The sequence below is a fragment of the Salmonella sp. SAL00670 genome, from assembly GCF_046552235.1.
Taxonomy (GTDB): Bacteria; Pseudomonadota; Gammaproteobacteria; order Enterobacterales; family Enterobacteriaceae; genus Salmonella; species Salmonella enterica.
This window is the reverse complement of the sequence record NZ_JBGDUO010000001.1, coordinates 595705-612017: the sequence shown is the minus strand read 5'-3', so window position 1 is coordinate 612017 and position 16313 is coordinate 595705. Positions and strand designations below refer to the sequence as shown.

The window sequence follows — 16313 nt, the reverse complement described above, 5'->3', positions numbered from 1 at the left end:
TCAATTTTCAAACCCCTCATTTGGTGCAGGAAATAACAGACGCAGCGCCATAGCCTCTGGCAAATCTATATCCGATAAAATTTTCGCGGCTTTTAGCGGCTCATTTAAACCCGCCAACAATAATGCCAGACATACCAACTGTAATTTTTTATCCGGAACAATAACCGTTAGCGCTGGTAACATCGCATGTACCTGGGAAATCAGGCTATGGTTAACGCCCGCAAACATGATTTCCAGCAGCAACCGTCGAACATCGTCGCTAATAACTTCAGATTTTAGCAATGATTCCACTAAGCATATCCTTGATCATTTTGATCAGTGAACTTTCGTAATTAATAAATGTAGAATACTGCTGTAAGGCAAATTGCGCTTTAATCATCGATTCTGGGTTGAGCAAATCATTACCATTCATTTTGTCATTAATGGCCTGGCCTGCCTGGTGCGCCATGTGGGAGAGCATATCCACTAATTGTGCAATATCCATAATGCTTTTCCTTAAAATAAATACATCGTAAGGATACTGGCAACATAGCAAAATTTAGAAAGCAATGAACATCCGGTATATACCTGAAAACGATTACTCCGGCGCACGTTGTTCTGGCGTTACCTGAGCCAGCAAACGATATAATGGGCTGCTGACCTGCATACCGGTCATTGCCATCCCATCCATACCGAAGCGAGTAAAACTCATTAGTCCATAGGTAATATCATTAAGACGCTCTAATAAATGAGGCTGTAGTCCCAAACTACCACTCCAGTATGAATGAGTCATTACCGTCGCGGTTAAGGCTAATCTACCGCCCAGGGAGACGGCTTTAGCAATCGCCATACTTTTGCGTTGATTGGCGAAACAATTAGCAATATAAAAAACGGCATTGCCTATACTGTCGTGAGCCATAGGCAAATGATGTTTATGATGGTAGATAAGACAGGCGACATCCGCGATGGCAATAGCAAGGCCAATCCCTGCCAGGGCTACGAGCGGCGCGCCTCCACCACTTAGCACTGTTAATGCTATTCCAGCGGAACAGCATAAAATCTGTCCGCCCAAAATAACCGTTTGCCAACTAAAAATTTCTTTTGGAAAACACTCTATCACTCGTTTCGCAAGTCCGGCCAATAACCGCTCTTTTCCTTGTTGAGGACCTATTCTACCACTCTCCATATTGGTTTCCGGATGTGGCAATGAGGGACATGGAGGTGATTCCTCAGGCGCGTTAACAGGACGTTGCCCTCCTACCTGAGCATTTGGGCTAACAGGTTTCATGGTTCTCCCCGAGATGTATGACCAGAACTGTCCATTAATGCAGGTGCAGTAGCAGATTGACAGAGCGCTGCCATTTGTTCCGCCAATAACGCACTGGGATCGGCATGAAGTTCATCAACAGAATTTTCCTGATCGTCGCCAGAGGGGCGGGCAAGGCAATAATCCAGTACCGCACCTATCGCCGTCAGGCTAACGGAGGTAATTACACTCCCCATGTCCAAAGAGGCCGCAATATTTTCAGCCGCGGGCAGTGGAAACTGTAGGGGTAAAACCAACATAGAAATAGCGATTCCTGAACGTATTAATAAAGAAAGACAATTAGCAAGGGTGTTAGCGCAGTTAAGACTTGCCCCACATTTTAAGGCCAGCGCACTGACCACAAGAGCAACGCTATCACTGGCGGTTTGTAATGGCTCCTTTTGCTGACATATCGATTGATAATTATGATACGCACAGCAAGCATCCCCAATAGCAATCACGAGCGCCGCCCCCGCAAGAATAGCAATGGGTAATCCTGCCCCGCCAGAAATTACCGCTGCAGCAACCGATAACCCAAACACGACTGTCGCACCCAGCGCACGAATAGTGTATTGCATAAAATGTATAGCATAATCCCTCTGCTGCCTTATTTGTTCAGGCGTAAGCAGCACAGGGGCTGCGGGGGTGCCAGGCGCTGGAATTTCAGGGGGAGGAAACGATACCTCCTTCGCTTGTATATCGGAAGGAGGACTATTACCATCGACTATATTACTTGCCGCTGACGGAATATGAATTTTCATATTTCGTTCTGTTATTTAAGCAATAAGAGTATCAACCATTATTTGCGCATTCTGGCGAATCTCACTCCATGAGGCATCCGCATAACTCATCTTGATTGCGGTTTGAAAAGCCTCTCTCGCCAACCCGGGTTCCCCCATCATTTTGAGACAGACGCCCGTTTGGTAAACCGGTTCTGGATGGCTGGCATCCAGCATCAAGGCATGTCCATAGAAATTAATGGCCGTCGTGTATTCTTTAAGCATCATCCAGGTGCCAGCCAATGCAATATGGGCACGCCAACTCCATGGCTGGGCCATCACCAGCCAACTAAAATCGATTACGGCGCGCGAATAATCCCCCTCCTGCCATGAGGCGTAACCACTGGCATAAACGGTTTCCGGATCAACGGATAATAGCTGTTTCAGAATGTCTTCGGGTATTTTATTTTTCTGATCTTCTTTCATCATCATACCTATTGATTGTTATTTTCACGTGATAATGATTTACGTCAGGAAGGTCATTTAAAAACGTCGCTGGATAAGATGCTCGGCGGATAAAACTGTCCAGTTATCGCCATCAAGCTGTGTAAAGGTCGCTCCCATTACTGTCAGGATGCGCAATAATTTCCTGCGTAGCATGGCTTTTTTTTCATCCAGAACGTCGGTGATTATCAACATCTTTAAACATGTTAACTGCGGGTGATGCACAAATATCCCGCGTAAAAGTCCCAGTAAGTGAAACAATTGCTGTGGTCGAGGTTGCCCGGGCGTCAGGCGCCTGAACTCACAAATAATCATTTCTTTTGCCTCAATACGATAGATCACCAGGTAAGGCGATAATATAAACTGCTGCCCAAGTAATATGGCGGTCTCCCCTAAATATGCAGGCTCAGTAAACACCTGATGCCGACGTAACCATTGCTCTATTTCTTGCACCATGTTTACCTCGTTAATGCCCGGAGTATTTCAGCAAGAACCGTGACCAGTGACGACCCCACGCCGATGATTTGCTGCATAATTTCAGTTGCTTTCTCCATAATTTCCGTCAGGGATTTATTATAAGATTGGGCCCCATTTTGTTGCAGGTCGGCAATCGCTTTATCTTGATCACTTTGACGTTGCGCTACACCAGCCCCCAGGCCCATGACGCCCCCAGCTGTGTGGCCTACGGCTTGACCCGCTATAAGACCGGTTTCCCCGCCTACGGCCCCTAATCCTATCGTCAGTACACCCGACAACATTGCGCCACCCGCAGTAATCATTGATGCTCTAAACGCTTCATCAATTGTTTTCATTTGCGTCTGTAAAACATTGACTTGCAGTTCCCAGGCCAGCCGTTGTTTTTCTACGTTATAGCTGCGCATGATATCGCGCAGCTTTTTGGCAAGCTCCATTAGCTTCATCCAGATATCATCAAATAACAGAAGCATTGATTCAGTACCCATTCCCTCCCCGGAGGGAGATGGAGTGGAAGAAGGTGTTAACAAGGAAGGCGCTGGTAATACCAGTGCTACGTTACTCGCTTCCATATTTTTATCCTCAGATTAAGCGCGATAGCCAGCTATTCTCGCCTGAACGCTACTATAGTGATCAATGGTATCTAATACATCTCTAAGCGCGGCACCGCTCCCCTTATAAAGCTCCTCTAAGCGTTTTTGTTCTATCTTTTTCTGGTTTTCTGTTTGTTGCATTATGAAATCCAGAAACCGTTGCTGAGTTATTAATTGCTCTATTTTCTTTTCGATCTTCGCTTTTTCTGTGTTAACCATGCCAGTATTCATCTGACTGGCGCCCTCGGTTGCACATCTGATAGCCTGTAAGCCTTTAAATGAACAATCCCTCAGTAAGGCATACAGGATTTTTTTGAACATATTGAAGAGAACTTTATTACGGAATTTTTTTAACAGGAACTTTCCACCTTCTTGCACACATTTTTCCAGGGCTTCTTTTGCCGCTTCTTTTGCCATGGCTTTCACCCCCTCTTTCGTAAAGCTTTTTCCCGCGCTTCGCGTCATATTATTTTCTACGTTACGAGAAAACTCGGCAGCCTCCTCTGCCATCTCATTCGCCATAGCCATTTCACGTTCAAGCGGCTCAAATTGTTTGGAAAAACTTTCGCTCACTTCTTCGCCAAACTTTTCAGCCAACTCCTCTATTTCTGCTTCCCCTGCACCTACCATACGCTCAACCACTTCCTCGCCAAAACCGGAGTCAAGCACTTTTGCAGCTGCGCCAGATAAACCTCTCGTCGCCATAAAAGCACGGCCAATCTGGAAAACATCCAGTGCCAGCGCGACGGCTTCACAACCAAATTGAATCTTACTTGTCACGTCAATAATTGCCTGACAGGTATCGTGGTCAGCACCGCACATCATTGCCGTTTCGGCTCCGGCTTTAACCATTCCTGCACAACCTGCGGCTATATAAGCTACGCCGCTAGCCATTTCTGCGGGATTACCGGACAGAAAACCCTCCACAACTTTTAAGGCGCCAATCACAGTTTCAAATATGCCGGTAATCCAGTCAAAAATAGCGCCAAAAATGCCCGCTTTACGCGCTTTATCCTCCTGCTCTATCGCTTTCTGGATCTGCTCCTGATACTCCTTTACCTGCTTATCACGTAATGCATTTTGCACCTCAGTTGCCCGCTCAAGCTGTTGGCATAACGATTGAGCGTTATTACCAAAAACGCTGAGTATTAATGTCGTCATCAACATTGATAAAACCGCGGGATTGGTCTGCAAAAAGTCAGGCAATGATGGACGCTTATGATTTCCGGGTACGGCATCAAGCAGTTGCTTCAACGCATTGCTTGCCTCCTGAAGACTAATTTTCCCTGATAACAGGCACGCGGCGTTGCCATCGCCAAAAGTAGAATTCACACGATGCTGGCGCTTTCCCAGCGAACCCGAGGAAACGCAACTGACATTGCTTAAGTGATGATGTGTTAAGGCGGTTACTCCTACGGCGCTGTCGCTATTACTGTGAATTCGATTCATTTTTAGCTCCTGTCAGAAAGTTGCTGTAATATCTTTTCTGCACGCTGTCGGAGAATTTGATGTTCACTGACCTCACCGCAAATACGCACCACGGCCTTTAACGCTTTGATTGCATAACAGACGTTATCACACGCGAGATAGCATTCCGCTGCGGCCCATGGCGCCTGCGGCGCATCAATCTTAATTTGTGCCGCGCGTCCATAAGCGTATATCGCTTCCCCCCAATGTTTTTGAGCCTGGCAGCATTCCCCTAACCTAAACCAGTAGTCAAATGACCAGGCATCATATATCGTCAACAATTGAAAAAGTCGCGCTGCGCCGGCGAACTCTTTTACCTCCATAAGCTGCATGGCATAGCGATACAGAGTATTAAGCGGCTGTGTAACATCGTCATCCAACAACATACGCAGCGAGCCGCCACGCCGGAAAAACCGCATCGTGTCATGTGCCTGTTGTAGGGTCGGGTCTTTTTTCATGAGTACGTTTTCTGCGCTATCATACTGGAAATTTCCCCCCACTTACTGATAAGCCCTGTCAGTTGGGTAAGGACAGCGTTAAGCTCCTGAGACATTTTTTGAATTGTTATCTGCCCCTGACTCATAAGATCGGTATTCCGGTTGGCGTCATTATCCAAAGCCGCTTTGATCGCCTGTAGGCCACCTTTATCCAGCTTCCCATGATCGCCATATTTAGCCATATAATCATCAATGGTCATACCATCGATGAGAATACCATTATCACGCATGTATTTAATTACATCCTCAGGCACCTCCTCTTTGGTTTTAGCATCCCCTTTGGCTGCTTTAGCAATCACCTCATCCATCTCATTTGACTTTTCCTGGGTATTTCTGGCACGCTCAGCGTTCTTCTGGACTTCAATAAATTTATTATTTGCGATAGCCTGAATAACCATAAGGAGAATAAGCAAAACACCATACCCTTCGGCAAACGGATTTTGCTGGGATAAGTCATCCTGGCTCCCGGTATCAGCGTTGCTGACGCCGAAGCTATTTTTAAACACAATAGGGTTTTGACTTCCCCATAAGATGTTTCCTGAAGACATTATGCTTTACCTTTTTGTTTTTCCTGACGGTATCTCCACCGGGGCTTGAGCATTAAGTTGTTTCAGTCGTACTTCAAGTTGTTTAAACAAACTTACTATTTTCTTTAAATCCTTCTCGGCCTCCTGGTTAACCCCGGCAACGCCTTGTGGAAATAGGTTATGAAGAATACTCTCTGTCTCTCTGCTCTTTTTGGGGCTCTCTGCCCTTTCAGCAAGCTGTTGACTCACCTTAGCCCGGATTTGGTGAAATTTTTTAAGACAGTGATTTAGCTGCATGTAACTTTGCTCTAAATCACGATATTCACTAAACGCAGCCTTTTTCTTTATCATCATTCCCCTCCATATACACGATAGATAATTAACGTGCTAACTAAGAGCCTATCCCATTAGGGCTATTTTACTTGCCATTTTGAACCTGGGCAGTGCTCGCCAAAACGCGTTAGCGTTTTGAACGCCGCTAGCGGCGGCCCGAAGGGCGAGCGTAGCGAGTCAAACCTCACGTACTACGTGTACGCTGCGGTTTTTGCGCGCTGTCCGTATCCAGACTGGCTACACCAATAACGCCTGGTGAGATAGGCTCTAAGATATTTTTACTTTACTCTTGCTCACTCACTACAAGTGCGCTGTTATGGTAACGATAATAAATAATGTTGATGATATTTTCGGCCTGCTCGATCGCTTCAAGCAATAAGGTGTTTTGCTGATATTGCTGCGGATCCTGTAACTTGCCGTTGTTCTCTTCTAACTGTTTCCGGGCAGCCCTTAATTGTAAAATTATGCCTTTGGCCTCTTCACGCGAATGAAGCAGCAAATCTTCTAACCGGGTCAAAGTTGTCATTTTCCACTCACTTAAAATCTAATGGATAATTAATCAAAGTATCATAATGTTTAATCGTTACCACATCGGCACTCAGATGGACAATTTCTCCCCCATTGGGTAACAATGCCCCTACACGTAAACGCTCTTTATTCGTCAGTAATAAGTAATTACCATGGCGACTCTGTACAAAGCCAGCCACTGGCGCAGGCAGATACTTGCTTTCATCATGGGAAGGCGCAATATCCTGATAAATTAAAGAAAGAGCGGGATCCTTTTTCTTTAATGCTGCTAACGTTTCTTGCAAAATGCGTTGATGAGATTCATCCAGTACACCACTGATAACAAAAGAGCGCCGCATTGGCGTAACATTGACAAGCCCCACTAAACCGTTCTCTATTATCGCAGAAATAATATCATCCCCCTGAGACTGATGAGAGTGACTAATCTGCCAGTGCAATAACCCGGGAATATCTGCAAGTAATGGTTGAACCTTACGCCATTGCTGATCCATTTGTATATCATCATGAATTAACACGCTCCCCGGCCCTTCGCTGGATACTTCAGCATGCGGGTAACCCATTTTTATCAAAACATCCTGCACTTCTCGTACCAATAAGTCATCACAGATTACACCATCCCGATACATGACCCCCCATGATTCGAGAGTCGCTCTCACCTTTTGCATCTGTTCGCTTGACGAGCAATAACCGGACAACTGCAGGCTGCCATCTTCTTTCCATTGCGCCCGCACATAATGAATATTGCTTTTGTCTAATAAAAACTTAACCCGCAAAGGTAAGTCATTTACCGTTTCAGGCTGACCACTAATACTTAACAGGACCCCCATTCCACCGATAAAAATCAAGAATACGCCAGCCAACCACCAGTAGCCTGATCTGGAAACGGGTATTTGATAATCAGCAAGTTCACAATCCTGTTTACCAAACGCGATAGCCACTCCCGCAACCTGCAAAACCCCACTGGATGGTAGCGGCTTATTTGGATTAAATCTGCGGCCATTAACTCTAACTCTGGCTTTCCCGGCATCAACAAATAAATTATCTGCCTGTTCTCTCAGAATAATTTTTTCATTTATAGTAAGCGGAATACAAATATCGCATCCTTTCTCCCCCAGTGACAGGTTACCTTCATTCAGCCATACTTCCCGGCCTTGTAAAACGTGACCTAAAAAACGTATTTTCCAGGAGCTCTTTGGATTAACCATGAGATATGCCATTATTTACTACTGAGGCTTTAATCAAAAAAAGCCTGATTACACTATGTACTTGAGTCGTATCATTGCGAAACAAATGACCTACGACAGGAATATCGCCCAATAAAGGAATTTTATTTTGCGAGTGGATTTGTTTACCTTGTTTAAATCCTCCCAGCAATAGACTTTGCCCGGCCAATAATGTGGCCTGCGAAGCAATTTCAGAATTTTGCACTTCGGGCAGCGGGTCTGTTTCGCTTTGCGTATCACTTTGTTGTCCATCCTGAATATTAAGATTAAGCATTATTTTTTGCGTGCCATTATCATTTAACAAGCGAGGTGTAACGCGCAACAAAGAACCCGTAGTGATGGATTCAAGTTTAGCCACTTTTTCTCCCTGCAGTTTGGTATAGAAAGTAATATTTTTATCCAGCACAGCCTGGATATTATTTAAAGTCACCACAGATGGCTGGGAAAGTACATAAGCCTGAGAGCTTTTTTCCAGGGCATTCAAACGCACCATAAAGTTTGAGGTATCGCTGATTACCGTTGAAAAACCGCTAGCACCACCGTCATTCAAACCTGTATTGAACGCAATTTTCTTGCCACCCAGCGACACTGCCGTTCCCCAGTCGATGCCTAACTGGTTAATATCTCCAGCATTAACATCGATAATTTTCACCGAAATCTCTATCATCTGCTGGCGTTGATCTAATTCTGTGATAAGTTTCCGATACCCGGCCATATTGGCCGCATAATCACGAACGATCACTGCATTCTGACGTGGGTCGGCAGCAAACATGGGCAATGCCTGTGTAGCGGGTGAACCATTGTTCGTCGATGACGCCGGTACGCTGGTTTTACTCATCTCACGCAATACACTCACGACCCCTGGAACCACGACGGACTGATCGCGATATTGGTATTGGGTATCCATCGCAGTGGCATACTTAAGCGTGTATATACTTACACTCACCGCACTGTCTTTTCGTTTGATTAACGCATTATCCAGCACTGAAGCTAATTGACTAATACGAGTCAGGCAGCTGGGAACACCGCTCACCTCCACAGCTTTGGTACCGGTAATTTCTTTAACCTCGCATCCCGGTGATGAAAGGATATTCTGGCTGCGTAAGTAATGAATGAACCGTCCAGTAGATAAAATATTGAAAGTGATAACCTGATGTTTTAATAACGATGCAGGATATACATATAACATGCTGCCATCAAACCAGGTAAGCAAATCATATTGTGCTGCCAGGTTATTCAAAATATCGACCGGTGGTCCAGGCGGAATTTTTCCACTAAATGTAGCTGTTATCAATGGGCTAATAGTAATAGCCGTATCATAGTTCTCTGAGAGCAGATGTAAAACCTCTGCTAATGGCATTTGTCTGGCATAAAGGGTGAAGTCATTACCTTTCCATGATAACTCATCACTCTTTGCTGTATTGAGTATAAATAGTAAAATTAAGATTAAACGTTTATTTACTACCATTTTATACCCCACCCGAATAAAGTTTATGGTGATTGCGTATTACATTTTTTAAAATGCAAGTTAAAGCCAGGTGTTTTTCTATCTCAATAGCAATAAGCTCAGAGCTACTACTTGTGGTATAATAACCGTTTAACCATCCCCCATCCGCTGTGAGCTGTATAGCATAATCATGGACGTCCGGGTGTGCTGCAAGCAGTAGTGTCACATAGGCAAGACAAGGCTTAGGTAAGCTTTCCAGGTCATTTAAGAACAAAGAAATAGAAAATGCTTCTGAGAAAATTTCTCCTCTGGCAGGATGCCCATCAATAGTCATTATCCAGGATCGGCTATTACCTTCGGCCCTGATATCCTGAATTAATGGAATGCCTTTTAAAACTGCCAGCATGAATCCCTCCTCAGACATAAATGGGAGTTTCTATCAAATTCGCTCACAACCACATCCGTAAAAAGCCTGATTCACATTTATTTCGACTATACTCTTCTTGTACAATATCAGGATGCTGTCTACATATACCTTGTCACAGGCGATTCTATCATTCGGATTTTCCGATAAATTCACAATTACACTTTCAGCATTGACATAAAAAATTACAATTTGAAAAATTATTTATTAAATAAACTGTTACGATGTTTTTACATCGCCATCTTATTAAAAAGTAATTGTAGTCATCGACTGGGTTATATATGAAGAAATTTATCTTCCTAATGATAACACCATCGATTAATCTTCTGATGAAACTATATGTACTGCGATAGTGATCAAGTGCCAAAGATTTTGCAACAGGCAACTGGAGGGAAGCATTATGAATTTGCTCAATCTCAAGAATACGCTGCAAACATCTTTAGTAATCAGGCTAACTTTTTTATTTTTATTAACAACAATAATTATTTGGCTGCTATCTGTGCTTACCGCAGCTTATATATCAATGGTTCAGAAACGGCAGCATATAATAGAGGATTTATCCGTTCTATCCGAGATGAATATTGTACTAAGCAATCAACGGTTTGAAGAGGCTGAACGTGACGCTAAAAATTTAATGTATCAATGCTCATTAGCGACTGAGATTCATCATAACGATATTTTCCCTGAGGTGAGCCGGCATCTATCTGTCGGTCCTTCAAATTGCACGCCGACGCTAAACGGAGAGAAGCACCGTCTCTTTCTGCAGTCCTCTGATATCGATGAAAAAAGCTTTCGTCGCGATAGTTTTATTCTTAATCATAAAAATGAGATTTCGTTATTATCTACTGATAACCCTTCAGATTATTCAACTCTACAGCCTTTAACGCGAAAAAGCTTTCCTTTATACCCAACCCATGCCGGGTTTTACTGGAGTGAACCAGAATACATAAACGGCAAAGGATGGCACGCTTCCGTTGCGGTTGCCGATCAGCAAGGCGTATTTTTTGGGGTGACGGTTAAACTTCCCGATCTCATTACTAAGAGCCACCTGCCATTAGATGATAGTATTCGAGTATGGCTGGATCAAAACAACCACTTATTGCCGTTTTCATACATCCCGCAAAAAATACGTACACAGTTAGAAAATGTAACGCTGCATGATGGATGGCAGCAAATTCCCGGATTTCTGATATTACGCACAACCTTGCATGGCCCCGGATGGAGTCTGGTTACGCTGTACCCATACGGTAATCTACATAATCGCATCTTAAAAATTATCCTTCAACAAATCCCCTTTACATTAACAGCATTGGTGTTGATGACGTCGGCTTTTTGCTGGTTACTACATCGCTCACTGGCCAAACCGTTATGGCGTTTTGTCGATGTCATTAATAAAACCGCAACTGCACCGCTGAGCACACGTTTACCAGCACAACGACTGGATGAATTAGATAGTATTGCCGGTGCTTTTAACCAACTGCTTGATACTCTACAAGTCCAATACGACAATCTGGAAAACAAAGTCGCAGAGCGCACCCAGGCGCTAAATGAAGCAAAAAAACGCGCTGAGCGAGCTAACAAACGTAAAAGCATTCATCTTACGGTAATAAGTCATGAGTTACGTACTCCGATGAATGGCGTACTCGGTGCGATTGAATTATTACAAACCACCCCTTTAAACATAGAGCAGCAAGGACTAGCTGATACCGCCAGAAATTGTACACTGTCTTTGTTAGCTATTATTAATAATCTGCTGGATTTTTCACGCATCGAGTCTGGTCATTTCACATTACATATGGAAGAAACAGCGTTACTGCCGTTACTGGACCAGGCAATGCAAACCATCCAGGGGCCGGCGCAAAGCAAAAAACTGTCATTACGTACTTTTGTCGGTCAACATGTCCCTCTCTATTTTCATACCGACAGTATCCGTTTACGGCAAATTTTGGTTAATTTACTCGGGAACGCGGTAAAATTTACCGAAACCGGAGGGATACGTCTGACGGTCAAGCGTCATGAGGAACAATTAATATTTCTGGTTAGCGATAGCGGTAAAGGGATTGAAATACAGCAGCAGTCTCAAATCTTTACTGCTTTTTATCAAGCAGACACAAATTCGCAAGGTACAGGAATTGGACTGACTATTGCGTCAAGCCTGGCTAAAATGATGGGCGGTAATCTGACACTAAAAAGTGTCCCCGGGGTTGGAACCTGTGTCTCGCTAGTATTACCCTTACAAGAATACCAGCCGCCTCAACCAATTAAAGGGACACTGTCAGCGCCGTTCTGCCTGCATCGCCAACTGGCTTGCTGGGGAATACGCGGCGAGCCACCCCACCAGCAAAATGCGCTTCTCAACGCAGAGCTTTTGTATTTCCCCGGAAAACTCTACGACCTGGCGCAACAGTTAATATTGTGTACACCAAATATGCCAGTAATAAATAATTTGTTACCACCCTGGCAGTTGCAGATTCTTTTGGTTGATGATGCCGATATTAATCGGGATATCATCGGCAAAATGCTTGTCAGCCTGGGCCAACACGTCACTATTGCCGCCAGTAGTAACGAGGCTCTGACTTTATCACAACAGCAGCGATTCGATTTAGTACTGATTGACATTAGAATGCCAGAAATAGATGGTATTGAATGTGTACAATTATGGCACGATGAGCCGAATAATTTAGATCCTGACTGCATGTTTGTGGCGCTATCCGCTAGCGTAGCGGCAGAAGATATTCATCGTTGTAAAAAAAATGGGATTCATCATTACATTACCAAACCAGTGACATTGGCTACCTTAGCTCGCTATATCAGTATTGCCGCAGAATACCAACTTTTACGAAATATAGAGCTACAGGAGCAGGATCCGAGTCGCTGCTCAGCGCTACTGGCGACAGATGATGTGGTCATTAATAGCAAGATTTTCCAATCACTGGACCTCTTGCTGGCTGATATTGAAAATGCCGTATCGGCTGGAAAAAAAATTGATCAGTTAATTCACACATTAAAAGGCTGTTTAGGTCAAATAGGGCAGACTGAATTGGTATGCTATGTCATAGACATTGAGAATCGCGTAAAAATGGGGAAAATCATCGCGCTGGAGGAACTAACCGACTTACGCCAGAAAATACGTATGATCTTCAAAAACTACACCATTACTTAATATTATCTTAATTTTCGCGAGGGCAGCAAAATGAAAGAATATAAGATCTTATTAGTAGACGATCATGAAATCATCATTAACGGCATTATGAATGCCTTATTACCCTGGCCTCATTTTAAAATTGTAGAGCATGTTAAAAATGGTCTTGAGGTTTATAATGCCTGTTGCGCATACGAACCTGACATACTTATCCTTGATCTCAGCTTACCTGGCATCAATGGCCTGGATATCATTCCTCAATTACATCAGCGTTGGCCAGCAATGAATATTCTGGTTTACACGGCATACCAACAAGAGTATATGACCATTAAAACTTTAGCCGCAGGTGCTAATGGCTATGTTTTAAAAAGCAGTAGTCAGCAAGTTCTGTTAGCGGCATTGCAAACAGTAGCAGTAAACAAGCGTTACATTGACCCAACGTTGAATCGGGAAGCTATCCTGGCTGAATTAAACGCTGACACGACCAATCATCAACTGCTTACTTTGCGCGAGCGTCAGGTTCTTAAACTTATTGACGAGGGGTATACCAATCATGGGATCAGCGAAAAGCTACATATCAGTATAAAAACCGTCGAAACACACCGGATGAATATGATGAGAAAGCTACAGGTTCATAAAGTGACAGAGTTACTTAACTGTGCCCGAAGAATGAGGTTAATAGAGTATTAACCAGGGGCGTCCGATGATATTAAGCATTGGTCATATTTTGATGAGCCTTACGCCACGCAGTATTGCTCATCATCGACAAAATCCATGCGGATGCCCTGGTATGCCGCACCATTTATCACTACCTTAGTCTTCATTTGATCATGATATAGTAGAATCCCCTTATTTAACGGGCTTTACCATGTCGTATTCTATAGGCGAATTTGCCAGACTATGCGGTATCAATGCCGCCACGCTAAGGGCATGGCAGCGACGCTATGGTTTATTGAAACCGCAGCGTACTGATGGCGGGCATCGCTTATACAGCGATGACGATATTCGACAAGCGCTTAGCATCCTCGACTGGGTGAGAAAAGGCGTACCGATAAGCCAGGTCAAACCCTTACTGTCGCGTCCGGTCATTCGCCTGGGCGATAACTGGATAACGATCCAGGAGACGATGCTCCAACATCTCCACGAAGGGCGAATTGACGCGCTGCGGCAGTTGATTTATGACTGTGGCCGGGAATATCCTCGCGCAGAACTGGTGACCCATTTATTGCGTCCGTTGCGCAGCAAAGTGTCCGCGCACCTTCCCGCCGTGATGACGCTGCGCGAAATACTGGATGGCATCATTATTGCCTACACCTCTTTTTGCCTTGAAGGCGACAGAAAAGCGCCTGGCAACAATGCCTTTATTAGCGGATGGAATCTCTCGGATCACTGTGAAATCTGGCTGGAAGCGTTGACTCGTACCGGACAAGAGCTGCGGCTCAATGTGCTTCCCTCTCCCCCAGTCGTGCTGGCGCCCGAGCTGTTCGCCCAGAGAAAATGGTTCCTGGTGACCACCGGAAAGCTCACTGCCGGGCAGAAAAAACAGCTTGCCCAGTGGCGCAACGTGGTCGCTTCGCTGGAGGTTATCACACTATAGGCGCTGAAATAGATTTCTTCCCCTCATTCTATCTTATTGATATTTAATTACGTCAAAAAAAATCTCCGCGAAAACTTAGACAAAAAAACAAAGTTGTGTAAGTTTTAAATCAGCGTGAGATAACATTTTGCGCCATTGGCGTCAGTCGTCGTACTTTCAATAAGGGGGAATCATGAATAACAAACCCGTAGTCGGCATTAGCGGATGTCTGACTGGCGCCACGGTACGCTTTGATGGCGGACATAAGCGTATGGATTTTGTCATGAACTCTCTGGCGCCGTGGGTGGCCTACAAACCGATCTGCCCGGAGGTGGCGATCGGCCTGCCCGTGCCCCGCCCTGCGCTGCGTCTTATCCAGACGACCTGTGGCGACATTCGGATGCGCTATAGCCATGCCCCGCACGATGACGTCACCGAGCGAATGAATGCCTTTGCTGATCGGTTTCTGCCAACAATAGGCGAACTGGCGGGGTTTATTGTGTGTGCAAAATCGCCCAGTTGCGGAATGGAGCGCGTTCGCCTGTATGATGAAAAGGGTAACAGGGGCCGCAAAGCTGGCACGGGGCTGTTTACCGCCGCGATGATGGACAAATATCCCTGGCTGCCGATAGAGGAAGATGGTCGCCTGCACGATCCGGTACTACGCGAGAATTTCATCGCACGTATCTTCGCGCTACATGAATTAAATGCGCTACGCGCGCAGGGCTTGAGTCGTCACAGTTTGCTCGCGTTTCATAGCCGATACAAACTTCAGCTTCTCGCCCACCACCAGGCCGGCTACCGCGAAATTGGCCCTTTCGTCGCGCGTCTGCATGAGTGGGACGATCTGGATGCCTTCTTTGTCCGATACAGAGAAAAACTGATGGCTATCCTGCGCCACCCCGCTTCACGTAAAAATCACACCAATGTGCTGATGCATATCCAGGGCTATTTTCACCGCGCGTTGAACAGCAGGCAACGCGCGGAATTACGCGAGGTGATTCTCGGCTACCGGGCGGGCCGACTACCTATCCTGGCACCGTTAACGCTGCTGAAGCACTATCTGGCGGAACATCCGGATGACTATCTACGCAGCCAGAATTATTTTGAGCCGTACCCTGATACATTAGGGCTGCGCTTAGCCATCACCTGATAACCCTGCGCATCGCTAACGGCGGGCAACCAGCCCGCCATGGTGACAATCGCGACGATTCAAAGGCGATGCCCACTAGCATTTCGTCATTGCCAACAGGCCGTTTCCACCATGATACCGGCTATGACCGCGCCAGAGCGTTAATCACGGTTTCCATAGCCTGTTTTTCTAACGCGCTACGTTGGATGCGTTGATTCGCCAGCGCGGTTCTTAACACGCCCGCAATAACAATATATTTAGGCTCCTGCCCCAGATCGCGCATTTCCAGCACGACCTTGCCCACCACCCGGCACATCTCGCGGTACAGTTCGTCATCTTTTGTCGGTTTTGTCATACGTTTTACTCGTCGCCAGATCAAACCAACAGAATATAACAGTCTTCTCTATTAAACAAAATTTGATGCAAATCAAAGAAATAACGC

20 protein-coding genes are annotated in these 16313 nt (G+C 45.2%); 4 read left to right on the top strand and 16 right to left on the bottom strand.

Annotated elements, in window-relative coordinates:
* The 15 genes from ACLJRS_RS03040 to spiC all read right to left on the bottom strand — a co-directional run bounded on the left by ACLJRS_RS03040 (position 1) and on the right by spiC (position 10021).
* Positions 1-291: an EscG/YscG/SsaH family type III secretion system needle protein co-chaperone gene (locus ACLJRS_RS03040; protein ID WP_000444713.1), complete on the bottom strand. Its 291-nt coding sequence runs from the start codon at positions 289-291 to the stop codon at positions 1-3.
* Positions 269-484, bottom strand: coding sequence for a type III secretion system needle filament protein SsaG (gene ssaG, locus ACLJRS_RS03035; protein WP_000350226.1), 216 nt, complete (start codon positions 482-484; stop codon positions 269-271). Before ssaG ends, ACLJRS_RS03040 begins: the two co-directional genes overlap by 23 nt.
* A 93-nt stretch (positions 485-577) precedes the next feature.
* The gene (gene sseG, locus ACLJRS_RS03030; RefSeq protein WP_000805846.1) at positions 578-1267 is read right to left on the bottom strand and encodes a pathogenicity island 2 effector protein SseG; all 690 of its coding nucleotides are present in this window, start codon (positions 1265-1267) and stop codon (positions 578-580) included.
* Positions 1264-2046, bottom strand: a complete 783-nt coding sequence (gene sseF, locus ACLJRS_RS03025) for a type III secretion systems effector SseF (RefSeq protein ID WP_000690717.1) — start codon at positions 2044-2046, stop codon at positions 1264-1266. The genes sseG and sseF overlap by 4 nt, the downstream gene beginning before the upstream one ends.
* A gap of 15 nt (positions 2047-2061) precedes the next feature.
* Complete coding sequence (gene sscB / locus ACLJRS_RS03020) at positions 2062-2496, bottom strand: SycD/LcrH family type III secretion system chaperone SscB (protein WP_000979963.1); 435 nt, start codon at positions 2494-2496, stop codon at positions 2062-2064.
* 51 nt (positions 2497-2547) lie between these two features.
* Positions 2548-2964, bottom strand: coding sequence for an LcrR family type III secretion system chaperone SseE (sseE, locus tag ACLJRS_RS03015; RefSeq protein WP_000249606.1), 417 nt, complete (start codon positions 2962-2964; stop codon positions 2548-2550).
* A 2-nt stretch (positions 2965-2966) separates the two neighbouring features.
* Positions 2967-3554, bottom strand: a complete 588-nt coding sequence (sseD, locus tag ACLJRS_RS03010) for an SPI-2 type III secretion system translocon protein SseD (RefSeq protein WP_000388323.1) — start codon at positions 3552-3554, stop codon at positions 2967-2969.
* Between the two features lie 15 nt (positions 3555-3569).
* Positions 3570-5024, bottom strand: a complete 1455-nt coding sequence (gene sseC, locus ACLJRS_RS03005; protein WP_001079772.1) for an SPI-2 type III secretion system translocon protein SseC — start codon at positions 5022-5024, stop codon at positions 3570-3572.
* A 2-nt stretch (positions 5025-5026) separates the two neighbouring features.
* Complete coding sequence (sscA, locus tag ACLJRS_RS03000) at positions 5027-5500, bottom strand: SycD/LcrH family type III secretion system chaperone SscA (protein ID WP_000711024.1); 474 nt, start codon at positions 5498-5500, stop codon at positions 5027-5029.
* Complete coding sequence (gene sseB, locus ACLJRS_RS02995) at positions 5497-6087, bottom strand: SPI-2 type III secretion system translocon protein SseB (protein ID WP_000094422.1); 591 nt, start codon at positions 6085-6087, stop codon at positions 5497-5499. The genes sscA and sseB overlap by 4 nt, the downstream gene beginning before the upstream one ends.
* A gap of 6 nt (positions 6088-6093) precedes the next feature.
* Positions 6094-6420 carry an SPI-2 type III secretion system chaperone SseA gene (gene sseA / locus ACLJRS_RS02990; RefSeq protein WP_000972855.1) on the bottom strand — a complete coding sequence of 109 codons (327 nt, stop codon included), beginning with the start codon at positions 6418-6420 and terminating at the stop codon, positions 6094-6096.
* A 262-nt stretch (positions 6421-6682) separates the two neighbouring features.
* A complete protein-coding gene (gene ssaE, locus ACLJRS_RS02985; protein ID WP_000210202.1) occupies positions 6683-6925 on the bottom strand; it encodes a YscE family type III secretion system co-chaperone SsaE in 243 nt (80 codons plus the stop codon).
* A 7-nt stretch (positions 6926-6932) separates the two neighbouring features.
* Positions 6933-8144: a SctD family type III secretion system inner membrane ring subunit SsaD gene (gene ssaD, locus ACLJRS_RS02980; RefSeq protein WP_000323791.1), complete on the bottom strand. Its 1212-nt coding sequence runs from the start codon at positions 8142-8144 to the stop codon at positions 6933-6935.
* Complete coding sequence (gene spiA, locus ACLJRS_RS02975) at positions 8125-9618, bottom strand: SPI-2 type III secretion system protein SpiA (RefSeq protein ID WP_000261279.1); 1494 nt, start codon at positions 9616-9618, stop codon at positions 8125-8127. The genes ssaD and spiA overlap by 20 nt, the downstream gene beginning before the upstream one ends.
* A gap of 1 nt (position 9619) precedes the next feature.
* On the bottom strand, positions 9620-10021 hold the full coding sequence (gene spiC / locus ACLJRS_RS02970; protein WP_001738217.1) for an SPI-2 type III secretion system protein SpiC: 402 nt from the start codon (positions 10019-10021) through the stop codon (positions 9620-9622).
* A gap of 400 nt (positions 10022-10421) precedes the next feature.
* Here spiC and ACLJRS_RS02965 point away from each other — a divergent pair, with 400 nt between their 5' ends.
* The 4 genes from ACLJRS_RS02965 to mlrB all read left to right on the top strand — a co-directional run bounded on the left by ACLJRS_RS02965 (position 10422) and on the right by mlrB (position 15892).
* Complete coding sequence (locus tag ACLJRS_RS02965; RefSeq protein ID WP_001050765.1) at positions 10422-13184, top strand: two component system sensor kinase; 2763 nt, start codon at positions 10422-10424, stop codon at positions 13182-13184.
* Between the two features lie 30 nt (positions 13185-13214).
* Positions 13215-13853: a two component system response regulator gene (locus ACLJRS_RS02960; protein ID WP_000666335.1), complete on the top strand. Its 639-nt coding sequence runs from the start codon at positions 13215-13217 to the stop codon at positions 13851-13853.
* A gap of 178 nt (positions 13854-14031) precedes the next feature.
* Complete coding sequence (locus ACLJRS_RS02955; protein ID WP_000122323.1) at positions 14032-14760, top strand: MerR family transcriptional regulator; 729 nt, start codon at positions 14032-14034, stop codon at positions 14758-14760.
* A gap of 172 nt (positions 14761-14932) precedes the next feature.
* The gene (gene mlrB / locus ACLJRS_RS02950; protein ID WP_001060729.1) at positions 14933-15892 is read left to right on the top strand and encodes a transcriptional regulator MlrB; all 960 of its coding nucleotides are present in this window, start codon (positions 14933-14935) and stop codon (positions 15890-15892) included.
* A gap of 121 nt (positions 15893-16013) precedes the next feature.
* On the opposite strand, the gene fumD is transcribed toward mlrB, so the two are convergent.
* A complete protein-coding gene (fumD, locus tag ACLJRS_RS02945; protein ID WP_000165779.1) occupies positions 16014-16226 on the bottom strand; it encodes a fumarate hydratase FumD in 213 nt (70 codons plus the stop codon).
* Between the last annotated feature and the right edge of the window lie 87 nt (positions 16227-16313).